Raw genomic sequence first — 25,049 nt, forward strand, 5'->3', positions numbered from 1 at the left:
CTTAAAACATTTCTACGAATAATTTCTGTGTATTCACACACTTTTTACTCGCAAAAAAAACGACTAAATATTTTAGTCGTTATTATTTAAAAAAATCATCATTTAATAGGAAATCTTTTATACCTATATAGTAAATTCCATACTCGTCATATCTTGGTACAATATTATCTTTAACTATAATAATTTTTTTGAAAGAATCATCAATTCTTTTTAGTGAGTTTCTTTCTTGTTCTTTTTTTTCTTCACTACTTAAATCAAATGCTGATTGTATATAGTATCTGATATTACCTCTATTTATTACAAAATCAACTTCTAATTGAACTCTTTTTGATTTATTATTTTCGCTTGAGAAATACTCAACAATTCCCACATCTACATTAAATCCTCTTCTTAATAAGTCGTTGTATATTATATTTTCCATAATATGAGTTTCTTCATTTTGCCTAAAATTTAATCTTGCATTTCTAAGTCCAATATCAGCAAAATAGTATTTAAGAGGTGTTGAAAAGTATTTTGACCCTTTAATATCATACCTTTTGACAGAAGAAATTACATAAGATTCCTCAAAGAGTGTTAAGTATTTTGAAATTGTACTGTTAGTTATCTTAGTTTTTCTTTCAGATAAAAACCTATTAGATAATTTAAGAGGATTTGTAAGTGACCCTATTGCTGATGATACAAAATCCAATAATACTTCTAAAACTTCATCACCATTTTTTATTTTATTTCTTTCTATAATATCTCTAATGTATGTTTCTTGAAATAGGCTTTTTAAATATTTACTTTTTTGATCAAATGTTTCAAGTTCTAATAAAAAAGGCATTCCTCCACAAAGTACATAATCTTGCCAAGCTTCATCAATACTTTCATAACAACTACTCATTTCAGAAAATGATAAAGGATAAACATGAATTTCATCTCCTCTATCTCTAAATTGTGTTAGAATATCTCTTGAAAGCATTTTAGAGTTGCTACCTGTTACATAAACATCAAGATTTTTCCTTCTCATTAATGAAATTAGTGTATCTACAAATGTAATATCTTCATCATCTTCAAAATATGGATTTTTTACTGTTTTTGAAAATTGTATTTCATCAATAAAAACATAATATCTTTTATCACTTGTTATTTTGCTTTTTACATAGTCATTTAATATGAAAGGATCTCTATATTTACTATTTTCAATATCGTCTAAAGCAATTTCAATTATTTGTTCTTCTTTAACTCCATTATTTAATAAGTAATTTTTATATATTTCGAATAATAGGTATGATTTCCCACATCTTCTAATACCAGTTATTACTTTAATTCTACCGTTATCCTTTTTTTTTATTAATTCGTCTAAATATTGTTTTCTTTCAATAAGCATATTATCACGTCCTTTACGAATAAATTTTGTGTATTCCCACACTTTTTACTCGCAAGAATAATATTTGACATAGACATAAAAAAGGACTAAACTAGTCTTAAAATAGGGGGTATATATGAGAGCATATGCAAAAATTAATTTAGATAAGTTAATTGATAATGTAAAAAAAGTATCAGATATTGTTTCAAAAGAAAAAATAATGGCTGTAGTAAAAGCAAATGCTTATGGACATGGAGATATTCAAGTTGTAAAAAAATTAATAGAATTTGGTATAAGAACATTTGCAGTTGCAACTTTTTTAGAAGCTAAAAGACTTAGTGAAAAATATAAGGAGATTGATATATTAATTTTAGGTGAAATTGAAAAAAATCAATTTAAAGAAATAGAAAATACAAATATATTGATTTCTATTTCTAATATACAAGATTTAAAGTATATACAAGAATGTGGGCTAAAAAATAGGGTACATTTAAAGTTAGATACTGGTATGAATAGGTTAGGCTTTTTAGCTAGTGAAATAGAAGAGGCAAAAAAATATATAGGAAAAATTAATATTGAAGGAATTTTTACACACTTATCTTCTGTAGAATCAGATGAAGAGTTTACAAAAAAGCAAATTGACATATTTTTAGAAGCAACAAAAGATTTAAAGATAAAAAAACACATTCTAAATAGTGCTGGTATAAAAAGGTACGAATGTTACCTAGATTATGTAAGATTAGGTATTGATATGTATACTGATGTTATGAGCCTTTATACAAAAGTTGTTCATATACATAGTATAAAAAAAGGAGAAAAAGTAGGCTATGATGGAACATTTGTAGCTAAAAAAGATACAAAAATTGCAACTGTTTCTATTGGTTATGCAGATGGATATAAAAGAGGGTTTAGTAATAAGGTAGAAGTGGAAATAAATAGTAGAAAGTATAAGCAAGTTGGAAATGTTTGTATGGATTTAATGATGGTAGAAGTAGATGATAATGTAAAAGTAGGTGACATTGTTACACTATTTAAAAATAATAAAGAGCTTATGGCTCTTGCAAAAATTGCTGATACAATTACATATGAGATATTTACAAGTATTTCTTTAAGAGTTGATAGAATATATGAGGAAAATAAGGCGTTGCAGTAAGTAAACTTATTGCAATGTATTTTTTTTAATGTTAAAATATATTATGTAGAAAGAAGGAGTTAATATGGCTATAGAGTATATTTTAGATATACCTTTTTTATGTTATGAACATGATAATAAAAAAGAAGACAGAAAAAATATAGTAATAATACATGACGCGTATGAATATATAGGTAGATATATGGAATTTTCGGAGTTTCTATTTTTAAATGGGTACAATGTTTATGTAATAGAATATAGCGGTCATGGATTACTTAGAAAAAAAGAAATAGGGGAGTTTGGGAATGCTACAATAAACGATATAGTAATTTCTATTAACAAAGTAATAACTAGTAAATTAAATAATATTAAGTACAAAGATATAGTAATAATAGGGCAAGGTTTAGGTAGCGTTATATCAATTGACCTAGCTGCAAGTTATGGATATTTTAATTTAGTATTATCAAGCATTCCTTTTGTATCTAACTTTAATATAGAGCTAAATAAGTTTAGATCTACAATAGAAGATATATTTTCTAAATCTGTATCAGGGATAAACAACAATGATATTAGTAATTTAACTAATGATAAAGAAGAGTTAGAAAAATATTTAAATGATGAGAATTGTAACTTTAAGGTTAGTCCTAAATACACTTATACATATTATGATTTATTAAAAAAATCTAGAGAACAGGTATCAAAAATTAGTAAAAAAGCAAATGTTTTAATAATATTTGGTGAAAATGATAAATATACAACAAAAGAAGATGTAAGAGAGTATATAAATGATTTGGATAATAAGACAAGAAATATTAGGGTTATAAAAAATAAAGAGGGATTAAAAGATTCACTGCATGAAGTAAATAAAAACAGTGTATATAAAAGTATTATAGAATTTATTGACGAAATGAGATGATAAGATGGAAAATATACAAATTTTTTCTCCAATTGATAATGAAAAATTAGGAGAAGTAAAGGCAATGACACCTAGTGAAATAGATGAAAAAATAGCTAGGCTAAATAAAAAATTTAAAGAATATAGAAATGAGTCTTTATTAAAAAGAGTAGAATATATTAAAGCAGCAATAGATGAATTAGAAAAAAATGAAGAAATGCTAGCTAGTCTTTTAACAAAAGAAATTTCTAAAAAATATAGCGATTCTTTAGATGAAATAAGAAGAAGTATAAAAATATCAAGATATACTATAGAAGAAGCACTTCATTTAGAAATGGAAGCGTACAGTGGTGAGAGTTTAGGATCAAATCAGGTATCTTTAGTAATAAGAGAGCCAATAGGTCTAATTTTAGCAATAGCACCATTTAATTATCCAATAAATCTATCATTAACAAAAATAATACCAGCTTTAATTATGGGTAATGTTGTCTTATTTAAACCACCTACTAGCGGAAGTTTAGTTTGTACAAAAATGGTGGAAATATTAAATAGTAAATTACCAGAATCAGTACTTGAAATTGTAACTGGTAAAGGTTCTGTTATAGGGGACTATATAGTAGAAAATAAAAATGTTAAAATGATAAACTTTACAGGTAGTACAGCAGTTGGTAATAGAATTAAAAAAATTGCAAATACAGATAGATTAATAATGGAATTAGGTGGAAAAGATTCTGCTATTGTACTAGAAGATGCTAATTTAGAATTAGCAGCAAAAGAAATTGTAAGTGGTGCTTTTAGCTATAGTGGACAAAGATGTACTGCTATAAAAAGAGTATTAGTAGTTGATTCTGTTTCAGAAAAATTAACTAAATTAATAAGAGAAAAAGTTGAAAAACTAAGTGTAGGAAATGCTTATGAAAATAAGGATATTACACATTTAATTGATAAAAAATCAAGTGATTTTGTAATGAATTTAATAAAAGATGCAATATCTAAAAATGCAACTTTAGTTATAGGAAATAAAAATGACAAAAATTTAGTATATCCAACTGTATTAGATAATGTAAAAAGTAATATGGACGTATATACTGTAGAGCCATTTGGACCAGTACTTCCTATAATTCATGTTAAAGACTATGATGAAGCTATTAAAGTAGCAAATGAAAGTGAGTATGGTCTTCAAAGTTCAATTTTCACAAAGGATACTAAATTAGCATTTGAAATTGCTAAAAAATTAGAGGTTGGAACTGTACAAATAAATAAGAAAACATCTCGTGGTCCTGATAATTTTCCATTTTTAGGTATAAAAAATAGTGGAGTAAATGTTCAAGGTGTAAAATACAGTTTATTAGCTACAACAAATATAAAATCATATGTTATGGAAATATAGAAAAATATAGAAAAATATGGTAAAATATATTGATTTTTTAATATAGGGGGATTATTATGAAATACTATGGGGGTATAGATTTAGGTGGAACAAATACTAAAATTGGTTTACTAGATACAAATGCAAATTTAATATTTAGTACATCAATAAAAACAGAAGCCATAAAAGGTTTTGAAGATACAGTTGATAGAATTTGTAATGCTTTTAAGGAAGAAGTAAGAAAAAATAATATAAATTATGATGATATAATAGCAATTGGTGCTGGTATTCCAGGTCCTGCATTAGATAAAAGAGTTTGTGTTGGATTTGCTAACCTACCTTGGCCAAATGATTTAAAAATGGCAGATTTGATAGAAGAAAAACTAAATAAACCTTGCTTTATAGATAATGATGTTAATGTAATTACACTGGGAGAAAATTTTGCAGGTGCTGCAAAAGGATATAAAGATATATTATGTATAGCTATAGGTACTGGTATTGGTGCAGGTATAATTAGTGGTGGAAAAATAATTTCAGGTAAAAAAGGTGCAGCTGGAGAAATTGGGCACTTAGTATTAGTTCCAAACGGAATGTTATGTGGATGTGGACACAATGGTTGTTTTGAAGCTTATGCATCAGCTACAGGGATTGAAAGAATTGCAAATTCAGAACTTGTAGTTAATAGAACAAGTAGCTTACATGAGCTTAAAAAAGTTAGAAATATTGAAGCTAAAGATGTATTTGATGCAGCTAAAAATGGAGATATATTAGCAAATCAAATAGTAGATAAAGAAGCAGACTACCTAGCATTAGGAATTTCACATGGACTTAATTTAGTAAACCCAAGTGTAGTTGTTTTAGGTGGAGGAGTAGCATTAGCGGGAGATTTTCTATTAGATAAAGTAAAAAAAATATTACCTCAATATGCATTATCTGCAACATTAGATGGACTTGAAATTAAAGGTGCAACACTTGGAAATGATGCAGGAATATATGGAGCAGCTTATTTAGCTATGACTGAGTTAGGAGAATAAAAAATGATAAAAAAAGCTAAACAAGAAGATGAATTTGAAAAAGAAGCTAAAAGTTTATTTGAAAAGCTAAAAGATAAGGTTGATTTTTCATTTAAGGAAGAAAAGTCTAAAAAAATAGATGAGCTATTAGAAAAAATGAACAATAAAAAAGAAAGAAAAGCTGGGATATTAATGCACCCGACTTCATTACAAGGTAATAATATAGTTGGTACATTAGGGAAACATGCTTATGAATTTATAGACTTTTTAGAAAAAGCTAATCAATCATTATGGCAAATATATCCATTAGGACCTACAGGATATAATGATTCACCATATCAATGTTTTTCAGCTTTTGCCGGAAACCCATATTTAATAGATTTAGAAGAATTAGTAAATGAGGGAATTATTACTAATGAGGATAAAGATGAAGTAGTATCAGATAATAACTTACTAGTTGATTATGGAAAACTATATTTTGTTAAAAATAGAATATTAGAAAAAGCTTATGAAAATCATCATATATTAGAAGAAGAATTTAATGAATTTAAAAAGGAAAATGATTATTGGTTAGATGATTATTCTTTATTTATGGCATTAAAAAAACATTTTAATGGTAATTCTTGGATAAATTGGGATGAAGATATTAAATATAGAGAAAAAGCTGTAATAGAAAAATACAAAACTTTACTAGCTAAAGATATAGAAGTTCAAAAATTCATGCAATTTCTATTCTTTAGACAATGGATAAAGGTAAAAGCTTATGCTAATAGTAAAGGAATTGAAATAATAGGAGATATACCTATTTTTGTATCAAGTGATAGTTCTGATGCTTGGGCAAATACTAATTTATTTGTATTTGAAAGTGTTGCAGGAGTTCCGCCTGATTATTTCAGTGCTACTGGTCAATTATGGGGTAACCCTTTATATGATTGGGAAGAAATGAAATATGATAAGTATGCTTGGTGGAAATTAAGATTTAAAGCTAACCTTACTTTATATGACATCATAAGATTAGATCACTTTAGAGGATTTGAATCTTATTGGGCTATACCAAAAGATGAAGAAACTGCAATAAATGGAAAATGGAAAAAAGGACCAGCTAAAGAATTTTTTGATGAAATATTTAAAGAATTTCCACATATTAATTTAATTGCAGAAGACTTAGGAACATTAACTAATGAAGTAGTAGAACTAAAAAATGAATTAAACTTACCAGGTATGAATATATTACAATTTGCATTTAGTAAAGATCCTAAAAATGTATATTTACCACATAATTATGTGAAAAATAGTGTAGTGTATACAGGAACTCACGATAACGATACAACTCTTGGTTGGTATCAAAAACTAAGTGATGAAGAAAAAGGAGAAGTTAGAGATTATTTAGATGTTAATGATGATAACATATGTTGGCATTTAATAAGACTTGCTCATAGAAGTATATCTGATATGTGCATAATACCAATGCAAGACTATATTGAATATGGAAGCGATGCTAGAATGAATACTCCATCAGTAGCTAGTGGAAACTGGCAATGGAGAATAGGTGAAAATGTATTAACAGATGAATTAGCTAATAGAATTTCACATATCACAAAAATATATGGAAGATAAAAATGCAGCAATTAGGAATATATGCAAATGAGGATAAAAAACCTCTTGCATTTAGTAGTAGACCAGAAAATTTAGATGATTTTTATGGTCAAGAAAAATCTTTGGCAATAATAAAAAAAATGTTAGAGAAAAAAGAATTAGTAAATTTAGTGATTTATGGACCTAGTGGAGTAGGTAAAACTACTATAGCTAGGATAATAGCAAAGAAAATGAATTATAACTTTGAATATTTAAATGCAACTAAAGTGGGGACTAATTCAATAAAAGAACTTTCTAATAGAGCAAGAGATTTAAAAAATTTAAATGGAACAAAAACTATCTTATTATTTGATGAAATACATAGATTTAATAAAGCACAACAAGATTCGCTATTAGAAGATTTAGAAGAACAAAACCTAATATTAATAGCAACTACAACTGAAAATCCATACTATGCTTTAAATAAGGCGATTTTATCAAGATGTATAGTGGTAGAGTTTAAAAAATTAGATGATGATAGTATAAGAAAAATAGTAAGAAACGTTTCAGAAAAAAATGGTATTAAAATAGATGATAAAACTTTAGACTACATAACTCACATTAGCCAAGGTGATGCAAGATATAGTTTAAACATACTAGAGTTAATACAAAAAACAGATTTAGAAAGTGTTAAAAATGGAATAGAAATTCAAAATAGATACAGTGTATCTGATAAATATGATAGGATTTCTGCGATGATAAAAAGTATAAGAGGAAGCGATGTTGATGCTAGTATATATTGGTTAGCATCAATGCTTGTTTCAAATGAAGATCCAATGTATATAGCAAGAAGACTTGTAATATCAGCTAGTGAAGATATAGGCTTAGCTAATCCAAATGCGTTAAATATGGCTGTATCTTGTATGAATGCGGTTGAAAAAATTGGTATGCCAGAAGCTAGAATAATACTAAGTGAATGTATAACATATTTAGCTTTGTCGCCTAAAAGTAATAGTACATATCTTGCTATAAATAAGGCGATGGAGGATATTATGCAAAATGGCTGTCAAGAAGTACCATTTCATTTAACAAAAAATGGTAAAGATAGTTATTTATATCCTCATTCATATGATAATCACTATATTAAGCAAGATTATATGAAAAAAAAGAAAAAATATTATGATTATGATAATAACAAGTATGAAATTGGCTTTATGCAGTATTGGAAAAAAGTAAAGGGAGAAAATGATAGAGAGTAAATTTATATATATATTATTAGTAATAGTAGCAGGAGTTTCTGTTACATTTCAAAATTCAATAAATGGAGCGTTAGCAAGTAAAACAAGTACAGTTTTTTCTGTATTTTGGGTGTTTTTAATAGGGACATTAATTATTATTCCTTATTTATTTATAAGTAAAACACCATTTCCAACAATACAAAATTTAAAAGAAATACCATTTCATTATTATCTAGGGGCAATAACAGGTTTAATTTATGTTGCATTAGTTATGATATCAATTCCTAAATTAGGAGTAGCATATACAACAGCACTGCTTATTGTATCTCAAATAGTTATATCTTTAGTAATAGATAGATTTGGATTATTAGGAGCTGAGGTTAAGTATATAACAATAGATAAGATAATGGGATCAATTTTAATGATTATAGGAGTTTATTATATAGGAAAATGATGAATAAAATTAGTGTAGCACCTATGGTAGATAGGACAACGAAAGAATTTAGAAACTTTTTTAGAATGTTTAATAAAAGCTCTACCCTATATACAGAAATGATAAGTGCTCAAGCAATAATAAATGGTGATATAGATAGACTTTTGAAATTTAATGATATAGAACACCCAATAGCATTACAAATTGCAACTCATGATAAAGATTATGCAAAAGAAGCTATAAAAATTGCAAATAAGTATAACTACGATAGTATAAATATAAATGCAGGTTGTCCATCAGATAGAGTATCTAATAATAAAATGGGAGCATATCTAATGAGTGAACCTGAGCTTATCGTATCAATAGCAAATGAAATAAGAAAAGTAACAGATAAACCAATAACATTAAAACATAGAATAGGAATTGATGGTAAAGGGATACTAGAAGATGATAGACTAATGGATTCATATGAAGAGTTATTGGAATTTGTAGATAAGGTATCTAATAATACAGATATAAATAAGTATATAATACATGCAAGAATTGCAATATTAAAAGGATTATCACCAAGTGAAAATAGAACGATACCACCAATAGACTATGATAGAGTGTATAGGTTAAAAAAAGAAAGACCAAATCTTAATATAGAAATAAATGGAGGTATAAAAACCTTAGAAGAAGTTGAAAATCATTTAAAATATGTAGACTCAGTTATGATAGGAAGACAAGCCTATGATAATCCAATGCTTTTAAATGAATTTAATATATCTAGATATGAAATTATAGAAAAGTTAATAAAGTATATAGAAGAAAATAAGGAAGTAAAACCATATCATATTACTATGCATAGCTTAGGATTATTTCACTCAACAAAATACAGTAAAATATGGAAAAATGTAGCTAGTAATAGTAGAATTGAAAGCACTGATTTAAAAAATTTCTTAAAGGAATTAGATAAAGAATAAATTAGAAAAAGGAATTAGAAATAATTCCTTTTTACTTTGATTTTGTTATTGTAAGACCTGTAAATCCAAATAATATAGTTAATATTAAACTAGCATAGCAAAATATTGAAAAAGGTACATAACTAATGGTTGGTACTCCTAACATACTTGATATAAATACACCACAAACTCCCCAAGGAACTAATGGATTTATTACAGTACCAGAATCTTCTAATGTTCTTGATAAATTTTTAGAATGAAGATTTAATTTGTCGTATACTGGTTTAAATGTTTTACCTGTTAATAAAATACTTAAATATTGTTCACCAACTATAAAGTTTATACCAAGAGCTGTTAGAACTACACAAATGGTTGCTCTTTTTGAATTAGTTAGAAGATGTGCCATACTATCAAGTAGAGTTGGAATAACGCCTAGCCCAAACAAAAGACCACCTAAACTCAATGCCAAAATTACTATAGTAAGTGTGAAAAACATACTATTTATTCCACCTCTTGTGATTAATGAAGAAATACTATCTGGTATATTTTCCATATAAAATCCTGAGAATAGAAAACTTGATATATTCTCTAAACTATAACTTGTATGAGTTAGAGATATAATAATACCAGTTATACTTGTATATATTATTGAAGGTATTGCTTGAACCTTCATTATTGAAAATAATATAAGAAGTATAAAAGGAATTAAAGAGTAATAATGCACTAAACCAGTTTTTAATATGTCTTCTTTAAATTTTAATATTGCACTAATATCACCAACATTATTTAAAGGTGATAATACTGTAAAAACAGCAGCTGATATGATAAAAGCTGGAATAGTTGTATACATCATATTTTTAATATGTTCAAATAAATCAACCCCTACTATAGTAGCTGAAATTCCTGTTGTATCTGATAAAGGAGACATCTTATCTCCAAAAAAAGCCCCAGATACTATAGCCCCAGCTGTTATTGCTGGATTTAATAAAAATGCATTTGATATACCCATAAGAGCAACACCTAAGCTTGCAACAGTAGTTAGACTACTTCCTATTGATATTCCAATTATTGCAGTTATTAAAAACGCTGATAAATAAAACATTTTTTCTGAAATAATATCTAATCCATAATACATAAGCGTAGGAATAGCCCCAGACATCATAAGAACTGAAACTAAGATACCTATAAAGAAAAATAAATAAATAGCTCCCATACTAGTAGTAACTGAATTAGTCATACTTTCTTGTAGTTTTGTAAAACTAACTTTTCTTATCATTCCATACAATAGTAAGAAAACAATACTAAATAAAACTGGAATATGCGGTATAGTATTAGGAATAAATATCATAAAAAAACCTAATAGTGAAAAAATAATACTTGTTATAACTAGCGCTTCAGCTAGGCTTGGGTTACGGTACTTTTCTAAATCGAACATAATAACTCCTCTCAAATAAAAAACTTCTTACGTATTTGCATAGGTAAGAAGCCTTGTATAAATTTTCTTTCCAAATTAGAGGCTCTTAGCTAATGCAAACCGAGCCACTAAGTTGGTGACTCTCTAATTCATATAATAGTAACTTTTTAAGCAATCAATATGCTTATTTGAAATTGTAATCATACAGATCACTTCCTTTCGTTAATTTAGTCTATATTAACACTTGTAATTTTTTTTGTCAAGCTCTATTTACCAACACAGAAATTTCCAAAAATATGATCTAGTATATCTTCTGATGTTATTTCTCCTGTTATTTCACCAAGTGAGTCTAATGCTTCTTTTAAATCAACAGAAATTAAATCTAAAGGAAGAGATAATTCTATTGTATTAAATATATTTTCTATAGCAACTTTTGTTTTTTCTAATGCTGTTTTATGTCTAATATTTGTTAATATATGTTTTTCTCCTGTATCTTGTACTTGATTTTCTGTAATAAATTCATATAATTTATCTTCCATATCAGAAATACCAATGTTTTTCATAGCAGAAATTTCGATGATATCACTATCTTTTAAATATGAAATATCAATTTTTCTCTCTAAATCGATTTTATTTAACAGATAAATTACTTTTTTATTATTTTCTGAAATAAAGTCTATAATTTCTTTATCTTCTTTTGTAAATTCGCTTGAACTATCTAAAATCATTAAAACTAAGTCAGCTTTTTCAATAATTTCTTTTGATTTTTTAACCCCAATACTTTCAACTATATCATCAGTTTTTCTAATTCCAGCTGTATCTACTAAAATTAAAGGAATACCTTTAATATTTATAGTTTCTTCTATAGTATCACGAGTTGTTCCAGCAACATTTGTAACGATTGCTCTTTCTTCTCTTAATAATGAATTTAGTAAAGTTGACTTACCAACATTAGGTCTACCTACAATAGCAGTTTTAATACCCATTTTAATAAGTTTACCCTTATCATAACTTATAATTAGCTCATTTGCCTTATCATAAACCTTATGTAAATCACTTAGTAGATTGTCAGGGATTGGATCATCTATTCCTTCTTCTGGGTAATCTAATACAACATTAACGTGAGCTGTAATATCTAAAAGAGTTTTTTTGAACTCTTTTATCATATTAGATAAATCTCCTCTTAAATTTTTAATAGATATATCTAGTGAGCTTTCGCTTTTCCCTTCAATTATATCTATAACTGCTTCTGCTTGTGACAAATCAATTCTACCATTCATAAAGGCTCTTTTAGTAAATTCACCCTTACTAGCAAGAGTAGCTCCATTTTTTAAAACAAGTTCTAGTACTCTTTGAGTTATTAGATAACCTCCATGACAGTTAATTTCTACTACATCTTCTGCCGTATAAGAACGAGGGCCAGGCATTTTAACTACCATGGCCTCATCTATTATTTTGTTATTATCATGAATAAAACCGTAACGTAATTTATAGTTACCAATTTCATTTCCTTTATTTAATTTAAATATTTTATCAAGTATTTCAAAAGATTTATCTCCTGAAATTCTAATAATACCAATACCACCTTCGCCTTTTGCAGTAGCAATAGCAGCTATTGTATCAAATAAGATATGTTTCATTTTTATTCTCCAATGTATTTAATAATTAGATATCTTTTTGGTTCTACTCCGTGACTTTGAGTTTCTAATTCAGGATATTTAGATAACTCTTCATGAATTATTTTTCTTTCTCTTGAACTAAGTGAAGGTAATTTAACGCTTGATTTTGAGTCTATTACCTTTTGTGCTTTTTTATTAGCCATAGAAATTAAAGAATTTTCTCTTTTTTCTCTATAACCATTTGCATCAAGTACAATTTTAACACCTTTTAATTCTTTTATAGAGTTTAATAAATATTCAAGTGAATTTAATGCGATTCCTTTTTCACCTATAATATATTTAATGTCACGCCCTTCAAGATTAACAAAATAAAGACCATTTTTTAATTTCACTGATTCAAGTGAAATATCTAAACCAAATGAATCTAATAGATTTTTTATTTTATTTTCAACTAAACTCATTTTATCATCCTTAGCTGGATTTTGTTTAACAGTTTCTTTAGCTTTTATTACTTCTTTTTCTTTCTTTTCAACTTTAACTTCAGTTTTTTTAGTTTCTTTTATTTTTTCTTTATTAACTATTTTAACTTCATACTCACCTTTTAAATGTATAAATAGAAAGTTAAAAGGTTTTTTAATTTCTTTAATTTCATAAGTTTCATCTTTTGACAAAGCTAGATTTTTTTTAATCATTTTTTTTAATTCTTCAAGATTATTTGCTTTTATTATTTGATTCATAATGCACTCCTATTTATTAAATTCTTTAGCTACTTTATGTTGTATGTATTTTTGTTGTGCGATTGAAATAACTGTATTTGCAACATAGTATAAGTTAACACCTGATGGGAATGAATAAAACATAAATGTCATTAGTAGTGGTAGAGCCATCATTGCATTTTGCATAGAATTTTCTACATTACTATCTCCACTTTTACTAGGTGCTTGCATTTTTTGTTGTACAAACATAAGAACTCCACTTAATATAGGTAATAAGTTAATGTTAAAGTTATGTATAGTAAATAATGCATCTGGACTAGATAACTTAAACCATAAAAATGTAGCTGTATCTGGTATAGCATTACTTGTAAATGTAAAGTATAAAGCCATAAATATTGGAAGTTGTACAAGTACAGGTAAACATCCGCCTAATGGATTTATCTTATTTTCTTTGTATATCTCAGCTGTTTTTTGAGATATAGTAGCTTTATCACCTTTATACTTCTTATTTATCTCATCAATTTGAGGTTGTATAAGTTTCATTTTAAACATAGATTTTTCTTGTTTAACTGAAAGTGGATAAAGTAAAATTTTTACAATAATTGTCGTGGCTAGTATAGCAAGCCCATAATTTCCTAGAATGCTTACTAAATATTCTAATAAGCTTAATACCATATTTTCGATAAATTGTATTCTAAACATTTTTTCTCCTTATTTTAAAGGGTCATATCCTCCATAATTTAGTGGATGACACCTAAGTATTCTTTTAAATCCTAGATAACTTCCTTTTAATACTCCATATTTTATTATTGCTTGTTTTGTATATTCAGAACAAGTAGGGTAATAAATACATCTTTTTTTTAGAAATTTTCTAGATATTTTTTGATAGATTTTAATTAAACTAAGTAATATTTTTTTCATATTTTTTAATTCCTTGTAATATATCTTTTCTTAAAATATTATAATTTAATATGTCAAAATCATCTTGACAGTTTTTTTTAGCTACGATTACATAGCTATGGTTTTTATCGAACTTGTCTATGTCGATTCTTATGACCGATCTAAAAATTCTTCTTAACCTGTTTCTTTTTACTGCGTTTCCTGTCTTTTTACTTGTTACAAAGCCAAATTTTTGTTCGCTTGTTTTTTTAATAAAAATAATAGTATATTTAGTATATACTTTTTCTCCCTTGTTATATATAAAGGAGAATTCACTTGTTTTTTTTAATGTTTCCATAAATTTCCTCTAAAAAAAATCGGTGTAATTTTTTGGACACCGATATTAAGCTGATAATTTAGCTCTACCTTTATTTCTTCTTCTTTTTAAGACATTACGTCCACTTTTAGTTTTCATTCTTTCTCTAAACCCATGATCTTTTTTTCTTTTTCTATTATTTGGTTGAAATGTTCTTTTCATAGTGCTTCTTTCCTCTCTTTTTATTTTTTAATACAATACATGATATATGAAACTCAAGTAAAAGTCAAGTGTATTATATCATTTAAAATGTTTTTTTGTCAATTAAGCGGTAAATCTTCGTCAAATATTTCTTCCATAGGAATTGTTTCATAGAATTTAGATATATTTAATTCTACCCAATCATAAAGATATTCTACCTTTTCAAGATTAGTAATTTCAGTATCACTTAGTTTATTAGCTTCTTTTATTACAAATTCTCTAAATTTATTGTGATTTGGAAATTGGTTCATATCTTTAATATCATCTAAAATATTTTCTAAATTTTTTAAAAATTCAATTTTGCTCATAATCCCTCCTAATTTACCTAAATTATATACTAAATAGAAAAAAATTACTATTAAAATGTTTAATTTTCTATGGTATAATCAAAATATATGATAAGGAGAGAGTATGTATATAAATTTAAAGCTACATAGCGATTATGACTTATTAGTTGCAGCTAGTAAAATAGAAGATTATTTGGAAAAAGCAAAGAAAATAAATATGCCATGTATTTCAGTTTCGAATACAAACTTATTTAATGCAATAAATAACTATATTTTATCTAAATCTTATGGGATTAGATATATTTTCTCATTAGAAGTAGATGGTTTTAACCTATATGCTAAAAATATAAAAGGGTATAAAAAGTTAATTTATTTAGCAAGTTTAGATAAAGCTAGTTATTCTAATTTACAAAAAAATTGCGAAAATTTAGTTGTAATTACAGGGTCATTTAATAGCTATATATATGAAAAATTAAAAAATAATGAATTTGATAAGGCATATGACTTAGTTTTAGAGTATAAAGAAAATTTTTCGGACTTCTATATAGAAATTCCTACATTTATTGCTAAAACTAATTTAATAGATTCATACATACAACTTATTAAAGCTACTAATGTTAATTATGTAATTACAAGTGATACATACTATTTAGAAAAAGAAGATGAGTATTTACAAGATGTAATACTTTCAATAAAAGAAAATAAGACAGTATCAAGATTAAAAAAAACATATCCTAGTAATTTATATTTTAAAACATATGAAGAGTTAAAAGATGAATTTATAGAATTAGAAGATGAAATTTTTTCAAAAGGAGTTAAAAATACCTTTGAAATAGCAAAAAAATGTGATGTAGAAATTAATTTTAATGAATTAAAATTACCTAAGTATGAAAAAAACATAGACGAAAAAGAAGAACTGAAAATAAGGGTGTTAAATGCCTTAGAAAAAATCAATAAATCAGATGACAGTGAATATATAAATAGACTAGATTATGAATTAGAAGTAATAGATAAAATGAAATTTAATTCATACTTTTTAATAACGCAAGATATAGTAAATTATGCAAGACAAAATGATATTTTAGTTGGGGTTGGAAGAGGTTCAGCTGCTGGGAGTTTAGTTTCATATTTACTTAATATTACAAAAGTAGATCCAATAAAGTACAAGTTAATATTTGAAAGATTTTTAAATGAAAAAAGACAAGGTATGCCAGATATTGATATAGACATAGAGGCAAAAAAAAGAGATTTACTAATAAATTATGTAGTTAGTAAGTATGGAATAGAATATGTATCAAATATTATTAGTTTTTCTAAACTTAAAGAAAAACAAATAGAAAAAGACTTAAAAAGAGTTTTGGATAGGAATGCAAACTTTACTAAAATAATATCTAAACTGTTAAATAATGTTAGGCATACATCTATTCATGCTTCAGGGCTTATAATATCGCAAGATAAATTAGTAGAAGATGTACCTGTAATTTATGATAAAAATACAAATACTAATGTAAGCCAATATGATATGAAAGAATTAGAAAAATTAGGCTTACTAAAAATGGATTTTCTAGCACTAGCTAATCTTGATATAGTTGCAGACACTTTAAAGGAAATAAATTTAAGTTTAGATGATATAAGGCTGGATGATTCTAATACTTTTTCTATGTATAATAGTGGAGATACGGTAGGAATTTTCCAAGTAGAAGCTTACGGTATGACAGAACTTATTAAAAAAATGAAAATAAATAGTGTAGAAGATATATCATTAGCCTTAGCCCTATATAGACCAGGACCACTAGCTAGTGGAATGGTCGACAAATTATTACAAAGAAAAAATAATAATGAAAAAATTGAATATGATATAGATGATTTAAAAGATATTTTAGATGAAAGCTTTGGGGTTATAATCTACCAAGAGCAAGTTATGAAAATCGCTACTAAAATTGCAGGATTTAGTTTAGTTGAAGCTGATATACTAAGAAAAGCAATAAGTAAGAAAAAAGCAGATTTAATAGAAAAATTAAAAGATAATTTCATAAGTGGCGCTATAAAAAATGGATATGAAAAAGAAAAAGTAAAAAAACTTTATGAGTTAATAGAAAACTTTGCAGAATATGGGTTTAATAAAGCTCACTCAATATCTTATGCAATAACATCGTATTATACAGCATATTTAAAAACTAACTTTAAAAAAGAATATATGACATCTTTATTAAATCATAAGATAACCGATTTTTCTAAGTTAAATGTTTACTATAATGAACTTTTAAAGTACAATATAGACTTATTTGGAGTAGATATAAATAAATCAGATATTTATTTCAAAGTAGAAAATGAGGGAATTAGATATGGAATATATAGTATATCAGGAATTAGTAAGAATTTCTCTAATGATATAGTAAAAGAAAGAGAATTAAGAGGGAATTTTTTAAATATAAATGATTTTGCAGTAAGAATGATAAAATATGGTTTAAATGAAAAAAACTTAAAAATTTTAGCAGAAAGTGGGGCTTTTCTTGAATTTAATATGACAAGAGCCGAAATAAGTGAAAATGCACAAGAAATAATAGAAATTGCTACTAAGAAAAATGATGATGAAAAAAATATTACAAGAAAACTATTTTATACAGGAGAAGTAGAAGAAAAAATATATTTAAAAAAAGATATAAAAGAATACACAAAAGAAAAGATAAACTTATTAGAGTTTAAAAATTTAGGGATAGCTCTAAAAAATACAAGTAGTTTTGAGTATAAGATGATATATAGTATATTTAGTAATATAGATAACTACTATTTAGCCTTTGTAAGTTCAAAAGATAAGTTATTTATTAATGGACTAGAGTATGAAGTAAGAAATATTAATTTAAGTATGTATATAAATAAAATTTGTGTTGCAAAACTAGATAAAAATAAGATAGTTTCTATATATACTTTAAAAGATAGCTTATTTAGTAAAAATACTAGGGTATATATAAGTATAGATGAATTAAGTGATGATATAAAAGTAAAATTAAAGGATCTAATTAGAAATAATGGAGGATCTAATAGAGTATTTTTTTATCAAAATAAAAAGAAATTAGAATCTAACACATATGTAGATTTAAATTTGGATACTTTAACTAGCTTAGTAAATAAAGTAGGTATAAAAAATATTAGAATAAAGTTGTAGCTTTATGGTATAATAAAGAATAAAAAAGGAGAAGCTCTATGAAAAAAGTAATAATGTTATTATTAGCTTTATCATCGTTTGGTTTTGCTGGCATAAAAGAAGACATAGAAGAAGCTAGAAATTTATATACTCAAAACAACGTAGAAAAAGCTATAGAAAAATTAAAATCAATAGAATTTGAAGATAAAAAAGGAGAAGATTTTGAATTAGTAAATTTCTCACTATTTAATTTAACAAATGATGTATCTTATTTAGAAAGTATATTAGAAGATAAAGATTCAAAAGGTGAATATGCAATACTAGCAAATGAAATATTAGCTAATAATGAAAAAGATATAAACAAAAAATTAATTTTACAAAAAGAGTTAAATAAAAGAACAGATAACAAAAATGCAGGATATTTATTAGATGAAGCAATAAGCTTATATATCCTTGATAACGAAGAAGAAGCAAATAGAATAAATTATTTTATTGATGTTGAAGCCAGCTTAGACATACAAAAGGTATATTATCAGGCTTTAACTAATAGACTATATCAAAATAATTTAGAAAAGTATGCAGCAAAAGCAGCAAATATTTCTTTAAATTTAGATAAAAAAGATACTAGCTATATAGCTAATATATACATATTAGTTGCAACATATCAGAAAAATGTAGAATCTGTAATTAAATATTTAGGCTCAGCTTTAAAGCTAGATGAAAGTGATAGTATAAAAGAAAAAGTAGCAATAGTTTATGCAAATAAAAAAGAATATGAAAAAGCTTTAGATATATACAAAGAATTATATAATAAAACTAATAATATAAACTATATTCCGTATCTATTTGCTTACTCTATTTTAAATAAAGATAGTAAAAATGAAAAAGCTTATTATGAAATTTTAATAAATAGTAAAGAATTTAATTTAAAAAATAAAGATTTAGCTGTATTTCTAGCTAACTTTGATGTTAATTTATTGGATAGGGCTATAATATATGGAAAAAAAGCAGTCTTAGAAAATGAAGAAAAAAGTAAAGAAGTTTTAGAAGAAATTACAAAATTAAAAGAAAATTCTAACTAGAAGGAAAGGGAGATATTAAATGAAAAAAGTATTATTATTAATCTTATCACTTGCAACATTTTCTTTTGCAGGTATAAATGAAGATGTAAATGAGTCAATACAATATATTAATCAAAAAAATTATGTTAAGGCTTTAGACAAACTAAGAACAATAAGGTTTGATAAAGAAGAAGGGGAACTATTTGAAAGAGTAAACTTTTCTATATTCCAATTATCTGGTGATTTAAATGAGCAAATAAATGCTTTACAAAAAATAGTTAAAAATAAAGACTCAAAAGGTGAATATGCAATACTAGCTAATGAATTATTAGCGGACTATGAAAAAGATATTAACAAAAAATTGGCATTACAAAAAGAATTAAACAAAAGAACAGATAATAAAAATATAGCCTATTTATTAAATGAAGTATTAAGCTTATATAAACTAAATAAAGAAAAAGAAGCTAATAAAATAAATGATATAATAGATAAAAATGAAAATTTAGATATAAAAAAGGCGTACTATATAAACTTAGTTGCAGCTTTATACCAAGAAAAATTAGATAACTATGCATCTAAAATATCTAATAGAGCTCTTAAATTAGATAAAAAAGATTCTGTATATTTAGCTAATGTGTATCTAGTAGTTGCAAATTATCAAAAAAACAATAAATCAGCAGAAAAATATTTAGAGTCAGCTTTAAAATTAGATAAAAGTGATAATATGCAAGTTAGAGTAGCTGATACATACGCTAAAAATGGTGAATATAAAAAGGCAATAAGCATGTTTGAAAATTTATACAAAAAAACAAAAGAATTTAAATATGCAGGAGCAGTACTTCTTTATTCAACTTTAGATAAAGATAGTAAAAAAGAAAACGCTTATTACGATATATTATTAAAAAGTGGAATAAAAAATACTGATATTGCAATATTCTTAGTTAACTATAATAATGAAAAATTATTAGATTCTGCAATAAAATATGCAAAAAAAGCAGTTTCACAAAATGAAGAAAATAGTAAACAATTATTAGAACAAATAACAAATTTAAAAAAATAAGGAGATAACATGGAAGAAATTTTAGTTTATGGACACAGAAATCCAGATTCAGATGCTATATGTACATCAATAGCATATGCCAATTTAAGAAATATTTTAAAAAATAATGAAAGAGCAGTAGCTGTTAGAATAGGTGAATTAAATGAAGAAACAAAATATGCACTAGAGTATTTTGGAGTAGATAATATACCTTATGTTGATAATGTAGCAGGTAAAAAAATAATAATGATAGATCATAATGAAAGAACACAAACTGCTAATGGTTTTGAAGAAGCTAAGGTATTAGAACTAATAGATCATCATAGAATAGCTAACTTTGTAACAGCAGAACCATTAAAAGCAAGAGTTGAACCTTATGGTTGCACTTCAACTATAGTTTGTGAAATGTATATGGAAAAAAATATAGTTCCAAGTAAAAAAATGGCAGGAATGATGTTAAGTGCAATAATTTCTGATACTTTATTATTCAAATCACCAACTTGTACACAAAATGATATAAAAGCATGTGAATATTTAGCTAGTATTGCAGAAGTAGACTTAAATAAATACGGAATGGATATGTTAAAAGCAGGAACAAACTTATCTAAAAAAACATTAAAAGAAATTCTAAATATGGATATGAAAATTTTTGAATTAGCAAAAGGAAGATTTGGAATAGCTCAAATTAACACAGTAAATGAAAAAGAACCATTAGAAAAGAAAGAAGAATACTTAAAAGAAATAAGTGCTATGATAGAAGAATTAAAATTAGATGGATTTATGTTTGTTATAACAAATATATTAACAAATAATTCAGTTGCTATTGTAAGTGGAGAAAAAGTAGATGTTATAGAAAAAGCATTTTCTAAGAGTAATGATAGTATAATAGAATTACCTGGTGTAGTTTCAAGAAAGAAACAAATAGTACCACCATTAACAAATGCATAAGATTAAAATTTAAGGCTACACTTTATTTAAGTGTAGCTTTTTTAGGGGGGAAATTTGAATAAAATTATTTTTTCAATAATAATGGTAGCAATAATACTACTTATCATTATTATTTTGAGTAAAAAATACAAACTAAACAAAAATCAACAAATAATATTTTGGATTTTAGTTTTGTTTTGGACAAGCGTTACTATAATAAGAGAGTATAGAAAAATATACATAGCAGGAAGTATAGCTACAGGTGGATTAGGTCTTGGTATAATAGTGGCTTCTAGTATAACCTCAGCCTATGGTTTAGTTAGCGTATTTATTAGAATGCCAGTGTTTTTCTTAACAGATATTTTAAAAAAAAGAAAGATCTTTATACAAATAGCACTAGGATTGATAATAATTACAGGGATATTTGTTGTAATAAAACCTAGTATAACTACTTTATACTTATCATCTATTGCAATGGGAGTATGTGCTTCAATGCTAGCTATATTTAATTTAATATTCTCTGAAACATTTAAAGAAAGTGAAGCATATGTATCAGCATCTATTTTATCAGTAGCACCACTTTTATCTGAGTTTATAGCAGCACCAATACAATATCTGGGAACATATAAAGATGTTAAAAATTATAGTCTTTTATGGATAGTATCTATAGCGATTGCAATTATTACACTAATGCTTAGCTTTAAAATAGAAGATAGTTCTAATAAAGAAACATTTTCACTTAGCAAGGTAAAATTTGTAATATCAAATAAGAAATTTTTATTTGCATGCTTTGTTGGTGTAATGATATCTTTTGTTAAATTTTCTACAAGTGTAAATAATATGGTATACTATAATAAGACATATTTAGATATGCCACCACTACTTCTTGCATACTTAGGTCCTTTATTTTCAGGGCCTCAACTAATAGCAAGTGTACTAATTGGAACATATTTTAATAAAAAGTTTGGTATAGAAAAAACCTTAATATTTGCACTAAGCTTTTTAGTAGCATTTAATCTAACTATGTTATTTACTAAAAACTATATTGTAGCTTTTATAGCATATAGTTTAAATGGATTTGGGTATGGAGCTACATATATAAGCTTATTATCTATGGCTATGGCATTTTTTAAAAAGGAATATAGAAATATAAGTATGGGAATATATCAAGGATTTTTTGCATTTGGTATATTTTTTGGAGATAGAATATATGTATTAGTATCAGGGGTTTTAAATGATAAACCAAGAATGATATTTTTAATACTTTTAACTATTTTAATATTTAGCATGCTTATATCAATATTTTCTTTATTATTTAGAAAAAAAATGTTAAAATAAAATAAAAGTGAATGGAGGATTGTATGAGATATACGAAAAGAATTTTATCTATTTTATTTACACTTATATTTGCAATATCATGTGTAAACTCAAATGTTCAACTAGATTTTGTCGAACCAAATAAGGGGACATCTAATATTGAATTTAAGATTAGTAAGGAAATCATATCAAAAGAAAAATTTGATAATACAGTAAAAAATGCAATATCTTTACTAAAATCACAAAATATAGAAGCAAGCTATAAGTATAATGGAATAGTTAAAGATAATTTATTAAACGAAACTTATGAAGCACATTCTTATGGGATAGATCTTAAGTTTAATAGTATAGAGGAATTAAAAAAAGCGTTTTCAATATTTGATGATACTATAGAAGTAAATGTTAATAGAATGAATGAAAGTAATGTTTATGAAATTGAAATACTAAATTCTGAGTTTGTTGAATATAGCATAAAAGTAAATGGACAAATTTTAACTATAAATGACAAAACAGCTAATGAAAAAACTAATGAGGTAGTATTTAAAGATCACCAAAAAAGATATTCATTAACTTATGAATATGCAAAAACAAGTATATTCATGATTATTTTAATAGTGTTATTAGTTCTTGCAATTATTTTATTTGCTTTATTTGCAATATTTAATAGAAAATATAACTTAGTAGATAAGGTAAAAGGACTTAAAAAAGAAAAAACTAATGACGATAAAGAAATTGAAAGCGAAGAAGATATAATAATAACAGATTAATTAAAAACTATATATATATTGGAGGAAACACATATGAGAAAGTACGATAAAATAATAATAGGTTTTGGTAAAGGTGGAAAAACTTTTGCTGGTTTTGCGGGTAAAAAGGGAGAAAAAGTAGCTTTAATAGAAATGTCAGATAAAATGTATGGTGGAACTTGTATAAATGTTGCATGTATACCAACAAAAAAATTAATAAACAACATGAGAATAAAAAGCTATATAAATGCAATAACTGAAAAAAATGAACTTATTAGTAATTTAAGACAAAAAAACTACAATAAAATTAGTAATTTAGTTGATATAATAGATGCAAAGGCATCATTTGTTGATAAAAATCACATCTTATTAGAATATACTAATGGGGAAACTGAAACAATATTTGGAGACACTATAATTATAAATACAGGTGCAACCCCTATAATCCCGCCTATTAAAGGTTTAAAAGAATCTAAATTCATGGAAACTAGTGAATCTATAATGGCAAAAGAAACTTTACCTAAAAACTTAGTAGTTATAGGAGCTGGATATATAGGACTAGAGTTTTCAAATATGTATAAAGAATTTGGAACTGAAAATGTTACTGTAATTGAAAGATCAGATAGTATCTTAAAAAGAGAAGATAGCGAAATTGCTGCTAGAGTTTTAGAAGACTTAAAAGAAAAAAATATAGAGTTTAAATTTGAAACTTCAATTGAAAAAATAGAAGATGAAAAAGATTATGCATTAATTACATTAAGTAATGGTGAAGTAATTAAATCAGATGCAATATTAGTAGTTATTGGAAGAAGAGCTAATACAGATTTATTAAAATTAGAAAATGCAGGAGTAGAAACTAGAGAAAATAGAAGTATTATAGTTAATGATACACTACAAACAAATGTAGAAAATATATATGCTCTAGGTGATGTTAGAGGTGGATTACAATTTACATACATCTCAATGGATGACTTTAGAATATTAAAAGACAATCTATATGGAAGCAAAACTAGAAGATTATCTGATAGAAAAAATGTACCAACAAGTCTATTTATAAACCCACCATTATCAAGTGTAGGTATAAATGAAGATGAAGCAAAAAGACTAGGTTTAAACTACAAAGTATTTAAAGTAGAAGCAGCAACATTACCTCAAGCTCATGTTTTAAATAATAAAAAAGGACTTATGAAAGCTATTGTAGATGCAGATACTGATATGATATTAGGAGCAACTCTATACATAGTAAACTCTTACGAAATAATAAATACTATATCAATAGCAATGGATAACAAGATTTCATATACTTATTTAAGAGACAAAATATTTAACCACCCAACAATAAGTGAAACATTAAATGACTTATTTACGGTGTAAA

24 protein-coding genes are annotated in these 25,049 nt (G+C 25.6%); 15 read left to right on the forward strand and 9 right to left on the reverse strand.

Going from position 1 to position 25,049, the window contains the following annotated elements:
* Nucleotides 1-82 precede the first annotated feature (82 nt).
* On the reverse strand, nucleotides 83-1,369 hold the full coding sequence (locus OMES3154_RS01775) for an ATP-binding protein (RefSeq protein WP_156683097.1): 1,287 nt from the start codon (nucleotides 1,367-1,369) through the stop codon (nucleotides 83-85).
* A gap of 115 nt (nucleotides 1,370-1,484) precedes the next feature.
* Here OMES3154_RS01775 and alr point away from each other — a divergent pair, with 115 nt between their 5' ends.
* The 8 genes from alr to dusA all read left to right on the forward strand — a co-directional run bounded on the left by alr (nucleotide 1,485) and on the right by dusA (nucleotide 9,968).
* On the forward strand, nucleotides 1,485-2,501 hold the full coding sequence (gene alr, locus OMES3154_RS01780) for an alanine racemase (RefSeq protein WP_156683098.1): 1,017 nt from the start codon (nucleotides 1,485-1,487) through the stop codon (nucleotides 2,499-2,501).
* A gap of 64 nt (nucleotides 2,502-2,565) precedes the next feature.
* Nucleotides 2,566-3,396: a serine aminopeptidase domain-containing protein gene (locus OMES3154_RS01785; RefSeq protein ID WP_156683099.1), complete on the forward strand. Its 831-nt coding sequence runs from the start codon at nucleotides 2,566-2,568 to the stop codon at nucleotides 3,394-3,396.
* 4 nt (nucleotides 3,397-3,400) lie between these two features.
* Nucleotides 3,401-4,765: an aldehyde dehydrogenase family protein gene (locus OMES3154_RS01790; protein ID WP_156683100.1), complete on the forward strand. Its 1,365-nt coding sequence runs from the start codon at nucleotides 3,401-3,403 to the stop codon at nucleotides 4,763-4,765.
* 56 nt (nucleotides 4,766-4,821) lie between these two features.
* Nucleotides 4,822-5,778: an ROK family protein gene (locus OMES3154_RS01795; RefSeq protein ID WP_156683101.1), complete on the forward strand. Its 957-nt coding sequence runs from the start codon at nucleotides 4,822-4,824 to the stop codon at nucleotides 5,776-5,778.
* 3 nt (nucleotides 5,779-5,781) lie between these two features.
* Nucleotides 5,782-7,374, forward strand: coding sequence for a 4-alpha-glucanotransferase (gene malQ / locus OMES3154_RS01800; RefSeq protein ID WP_269432406.1), 1,593 nt, complete (start codon nucleotides 5,782-5,784; stop codon nucleotides 7,372-7,374).
* A 2-nt stretch (nucleotides 7,375-7,376) separates the two neighbouring features.
* On the forward strand, nucleotides 7,377-8,591 hold the full coding sequence (locus tag OMES3154_RS01805; RefSeq protein WP_156683102.1) for a replication-associated recombination protein A: 1,215 nt from the start codon (nucleotides 7,377-7,379) through the stop codon (nucleotides 8,589-8,591).
* A complete protein-coding gene (locus tag OMES3154_RS01810) occupies nucleotides 8,578-9,024 on the forward strand; it encodes a DMT family transporter (RefSeq protein WP_156683103.1) in 447 nt (148 codons plus the stop codon). Before OMES3154_RS01805 ends, OMES3154_RS01810 begins: the two co-directional genes overlap by 14 nt.
* Nucleotides 9,024-9,968 carry a tRNA dihydrouridine(20/20a) synthase DusA gene (gene dusA, locus OMES3154_RS01815; protein WP_231679246.1) on the forward strand — a complete coding sequence of 315 codons (945 nt, stop codon included), beginning with the start codon at nucleotides 9,024-9,026 and terminating at the stop codon, nucleotides 9,966-9,968. Before OMES3154_RS01810 ends, dusA begins: the two co-directional genes overlap by 1 nt.
* A gap of 31 nt (nucleotides 9,969-9,999) precedes the next feature.
* On the opposite strand, the gene nhaC is transcribed toward dusA, so the two are convergent.
* From nhaC to OMES3154_RS01855, 8 genes are all read right to left on the reverse strand, one after another.
* Nucleotides 10,000-11,382 carry a Na+/H+ antiporter NhaC gene (gene nhaC, locus OMES3154_RS01820; RefSeq protein WP_156683105.1) on the reverse strand — a complete coding sequence of 461 codons (1,383 nt, stop codon included), beginning with the start codon at nucleotides 11,380-11,382 and terminating at the stop codon, nucleotides 10,000-10,002.
* Between the two features lie 245 nt (nucleotides 11,383-11,627).
* The gene (mnmE, locus tag OMES3154_RS01825; RefSeq protein WP_156683940.1) at nucleotides 11,628-12,992 is read right to left on the reverse strand and encodes a tRNA uridine-5-carboxymethylaminomethyl(34) synthesis GTPase MnmE; all 1,365 of its coding nucleotides are present in this window, start codon (nucleotides 12,990-12,992) and stop codon (nucleotides 11,628-11,630) included.
* An 11-nt stretch (nucleotides 12,993-13,003) separates the two neighbouring features.
* A complete protein-coding gene (locus OMES3154_RS01830; protein WP_156683106.1) occupies nucleotides 13,004-13,717 on the reverse strand; it encodes a Jag family protein in 714 nt (237 codons plus the stop codon).
* 9 nt (nucleotides 13,718-13,726) lie between these two features.
* Complete coding sequence (locus OMES3154_RS01835; RefSeq protein WP_156683107.1) at nucleotides 13,727-14,398, reverse strand: YidC/Oxa1 family membrane protein insertase; 672 nt, start codon at nucleotides 14,396-14,398, stop codon at nucleotides 13,727-13,729.
* A gap of 9 nt (nucleotides 14,399-14,407) precedes the next feature.
* Nucleotides 14,408-14,617, reverse strand: a complete 210-nt coding sequence (yidD, locus tag OMES3154_RS01840; protein WP_156683108.1) for a membrane protein insertion efficiency factor YidD — start codon at nucleotides 14,615-14,617, stop codon at nucleotides 14,408-14,410.
* Complete coding sequence (rnpA, locus tag OMES3154_RS01845; RefSeq protein ID WP_156683109.1) at nucleotides 14,598-14,933, reverse strand: ribonuclease P protein component; 336 nt, start codon at nucleotides 14,931-14,933, stop codon at nucleotides 14,598-14,600. The genes yidD and rnpA overlap by 20 nt, the downstream gene beginning before the upstream one ends.
* Before the next feature lie 45 nt (nucleotides 14,934-14,978).
* On the reverse strand, nucleotides 14,979-15,113 hold the full coding sequence (gene rpmH, locus OMES3154_RS01850; protein WP_156683110.1) for a 50S ribosomal protein L34: 135 nt from the start codon (nucleotides 15,111-15,113) through the stop codon (nucleotides 14,979-14,981).
* A gap of 98 nt (nucleotides 15,114-15,211) precedes the next feature.
* A complete protein-coding gene (locus OMES3154_RS01855; protein WP_156683111.1) occupies nucleotides 15,212-15,460 on the reverse strand; it encodes a hypothetical protein in 249 nt (82 codons plus the stop codon).
* A gap of 103 nt (nucleotides 15,461-15,563) precedes the next feature.
* On the opposite strand from OMES3154_RS01855, the gene dnaE reads away from it, so the two are divergent.
* The 7 genes from dnaE to OMES3154_RS01890 are packed head-to-tail and all read left to right on the forward strand — an operon-like array spanning nucleotide 15,564 to nucleotide 25,048.
* Nucleotides 15,564-18,605, forward strand: a complete 3,042-nt coding sequence (dnaE, locus tag OMES3154_RS01860) for a DNA polymerase III subunit alpha (protein ID WP_156683112.1) — start codon at nucleotides 15,564-15,566, stop codon at nucleotides 18,603-18,605.
* Nucleotides 18,606-18,643: 38 nt separating this feature from the next.
* The gene (locus tag OMES3154_RS01865; RefSeq protein ID WP_156683113.1) at nucleotides 18,644-19,666 is read left to right on the forward strand and encodes a hypothetical protein; all 1,023 of its coding nucleotides are present in this window, start codon (nucleotides 18,644-18,646) and stop codon (nucleotides 19,664-19,666) included.
* A gap of 19 nt (nucleotides 19,667-19,685) precedes the next feature.
* Entirely contained in the window at nucleotides 19,686-20,705 is a 1,020-nt protein-coding gene (locus OMES3154_RS01870) for a tetratricopeptide repeat protein (protein ID WP_156683114.1), read from the forward strand.
* 9 nt (nucleotides 20,706-20,714) lie between these two features.
* A complete protein-coding gene (locus tag OMES3154_RS01875; RefSeq protein WP_156683115.1) occupies nucleotides 20,715-21,632 on the forward strand; it encodes a manganese-dependent inorganic pyrophosphatase in 918 nt (305 codons plus the stop codon).
* A 54-nt stretch (nucleotides 21,633-21,686) separates the two neighbouring features.
* The gene (locus tag OMES3154_RS01880; protein ID WP_231679247.1) at nucleotides 21,687-22,949 is read left to right on the forward strand and encodes an MFS transporter; all 1,263 of its coding nucleotides are present in this window, start codon (nucleotides 21,687-21,689) and stop codon (nucleotides 22,947-22,949) included.
* A 23-nt stretch (nucleotides 22,950-22,972) separates the two neighbouring features.
* A complete protein-coding gene (locus OMES3154_RS01885; protein ID WP_156683116.1) occupies nucleotides 22,973-23,695 on the forward strand; it encodes a hypothetical protein in 723 nt (240 codons plus the stop codon).
* 33 nt (nucleotides 23,696-23,728) lie between these two features.
* Nucleotides 23,729-25,048, forward strand: a complete 1,320-nt coding sequence (locus OMES3154_RS01890) for an FAD-dependent oxidoreductase (protein WP_156683117.1) — start codon at nucleotides 23,729-23,731, stop codon at nucleotides 25,046-25,048.
* Nucleotide 25,049: the final 1 nt, after the last annotated feature.

Origin of the sequence: Oceanivirga miroungae, assembly GCF_902505095.1 — a bacterium.
Lineage (GTDB): Bacteria > Fusobacteriota > Fusobacteriia > Fusobacteriales > Leptotrichiaceae > Oceanivirga > Oceanivirga miroungae.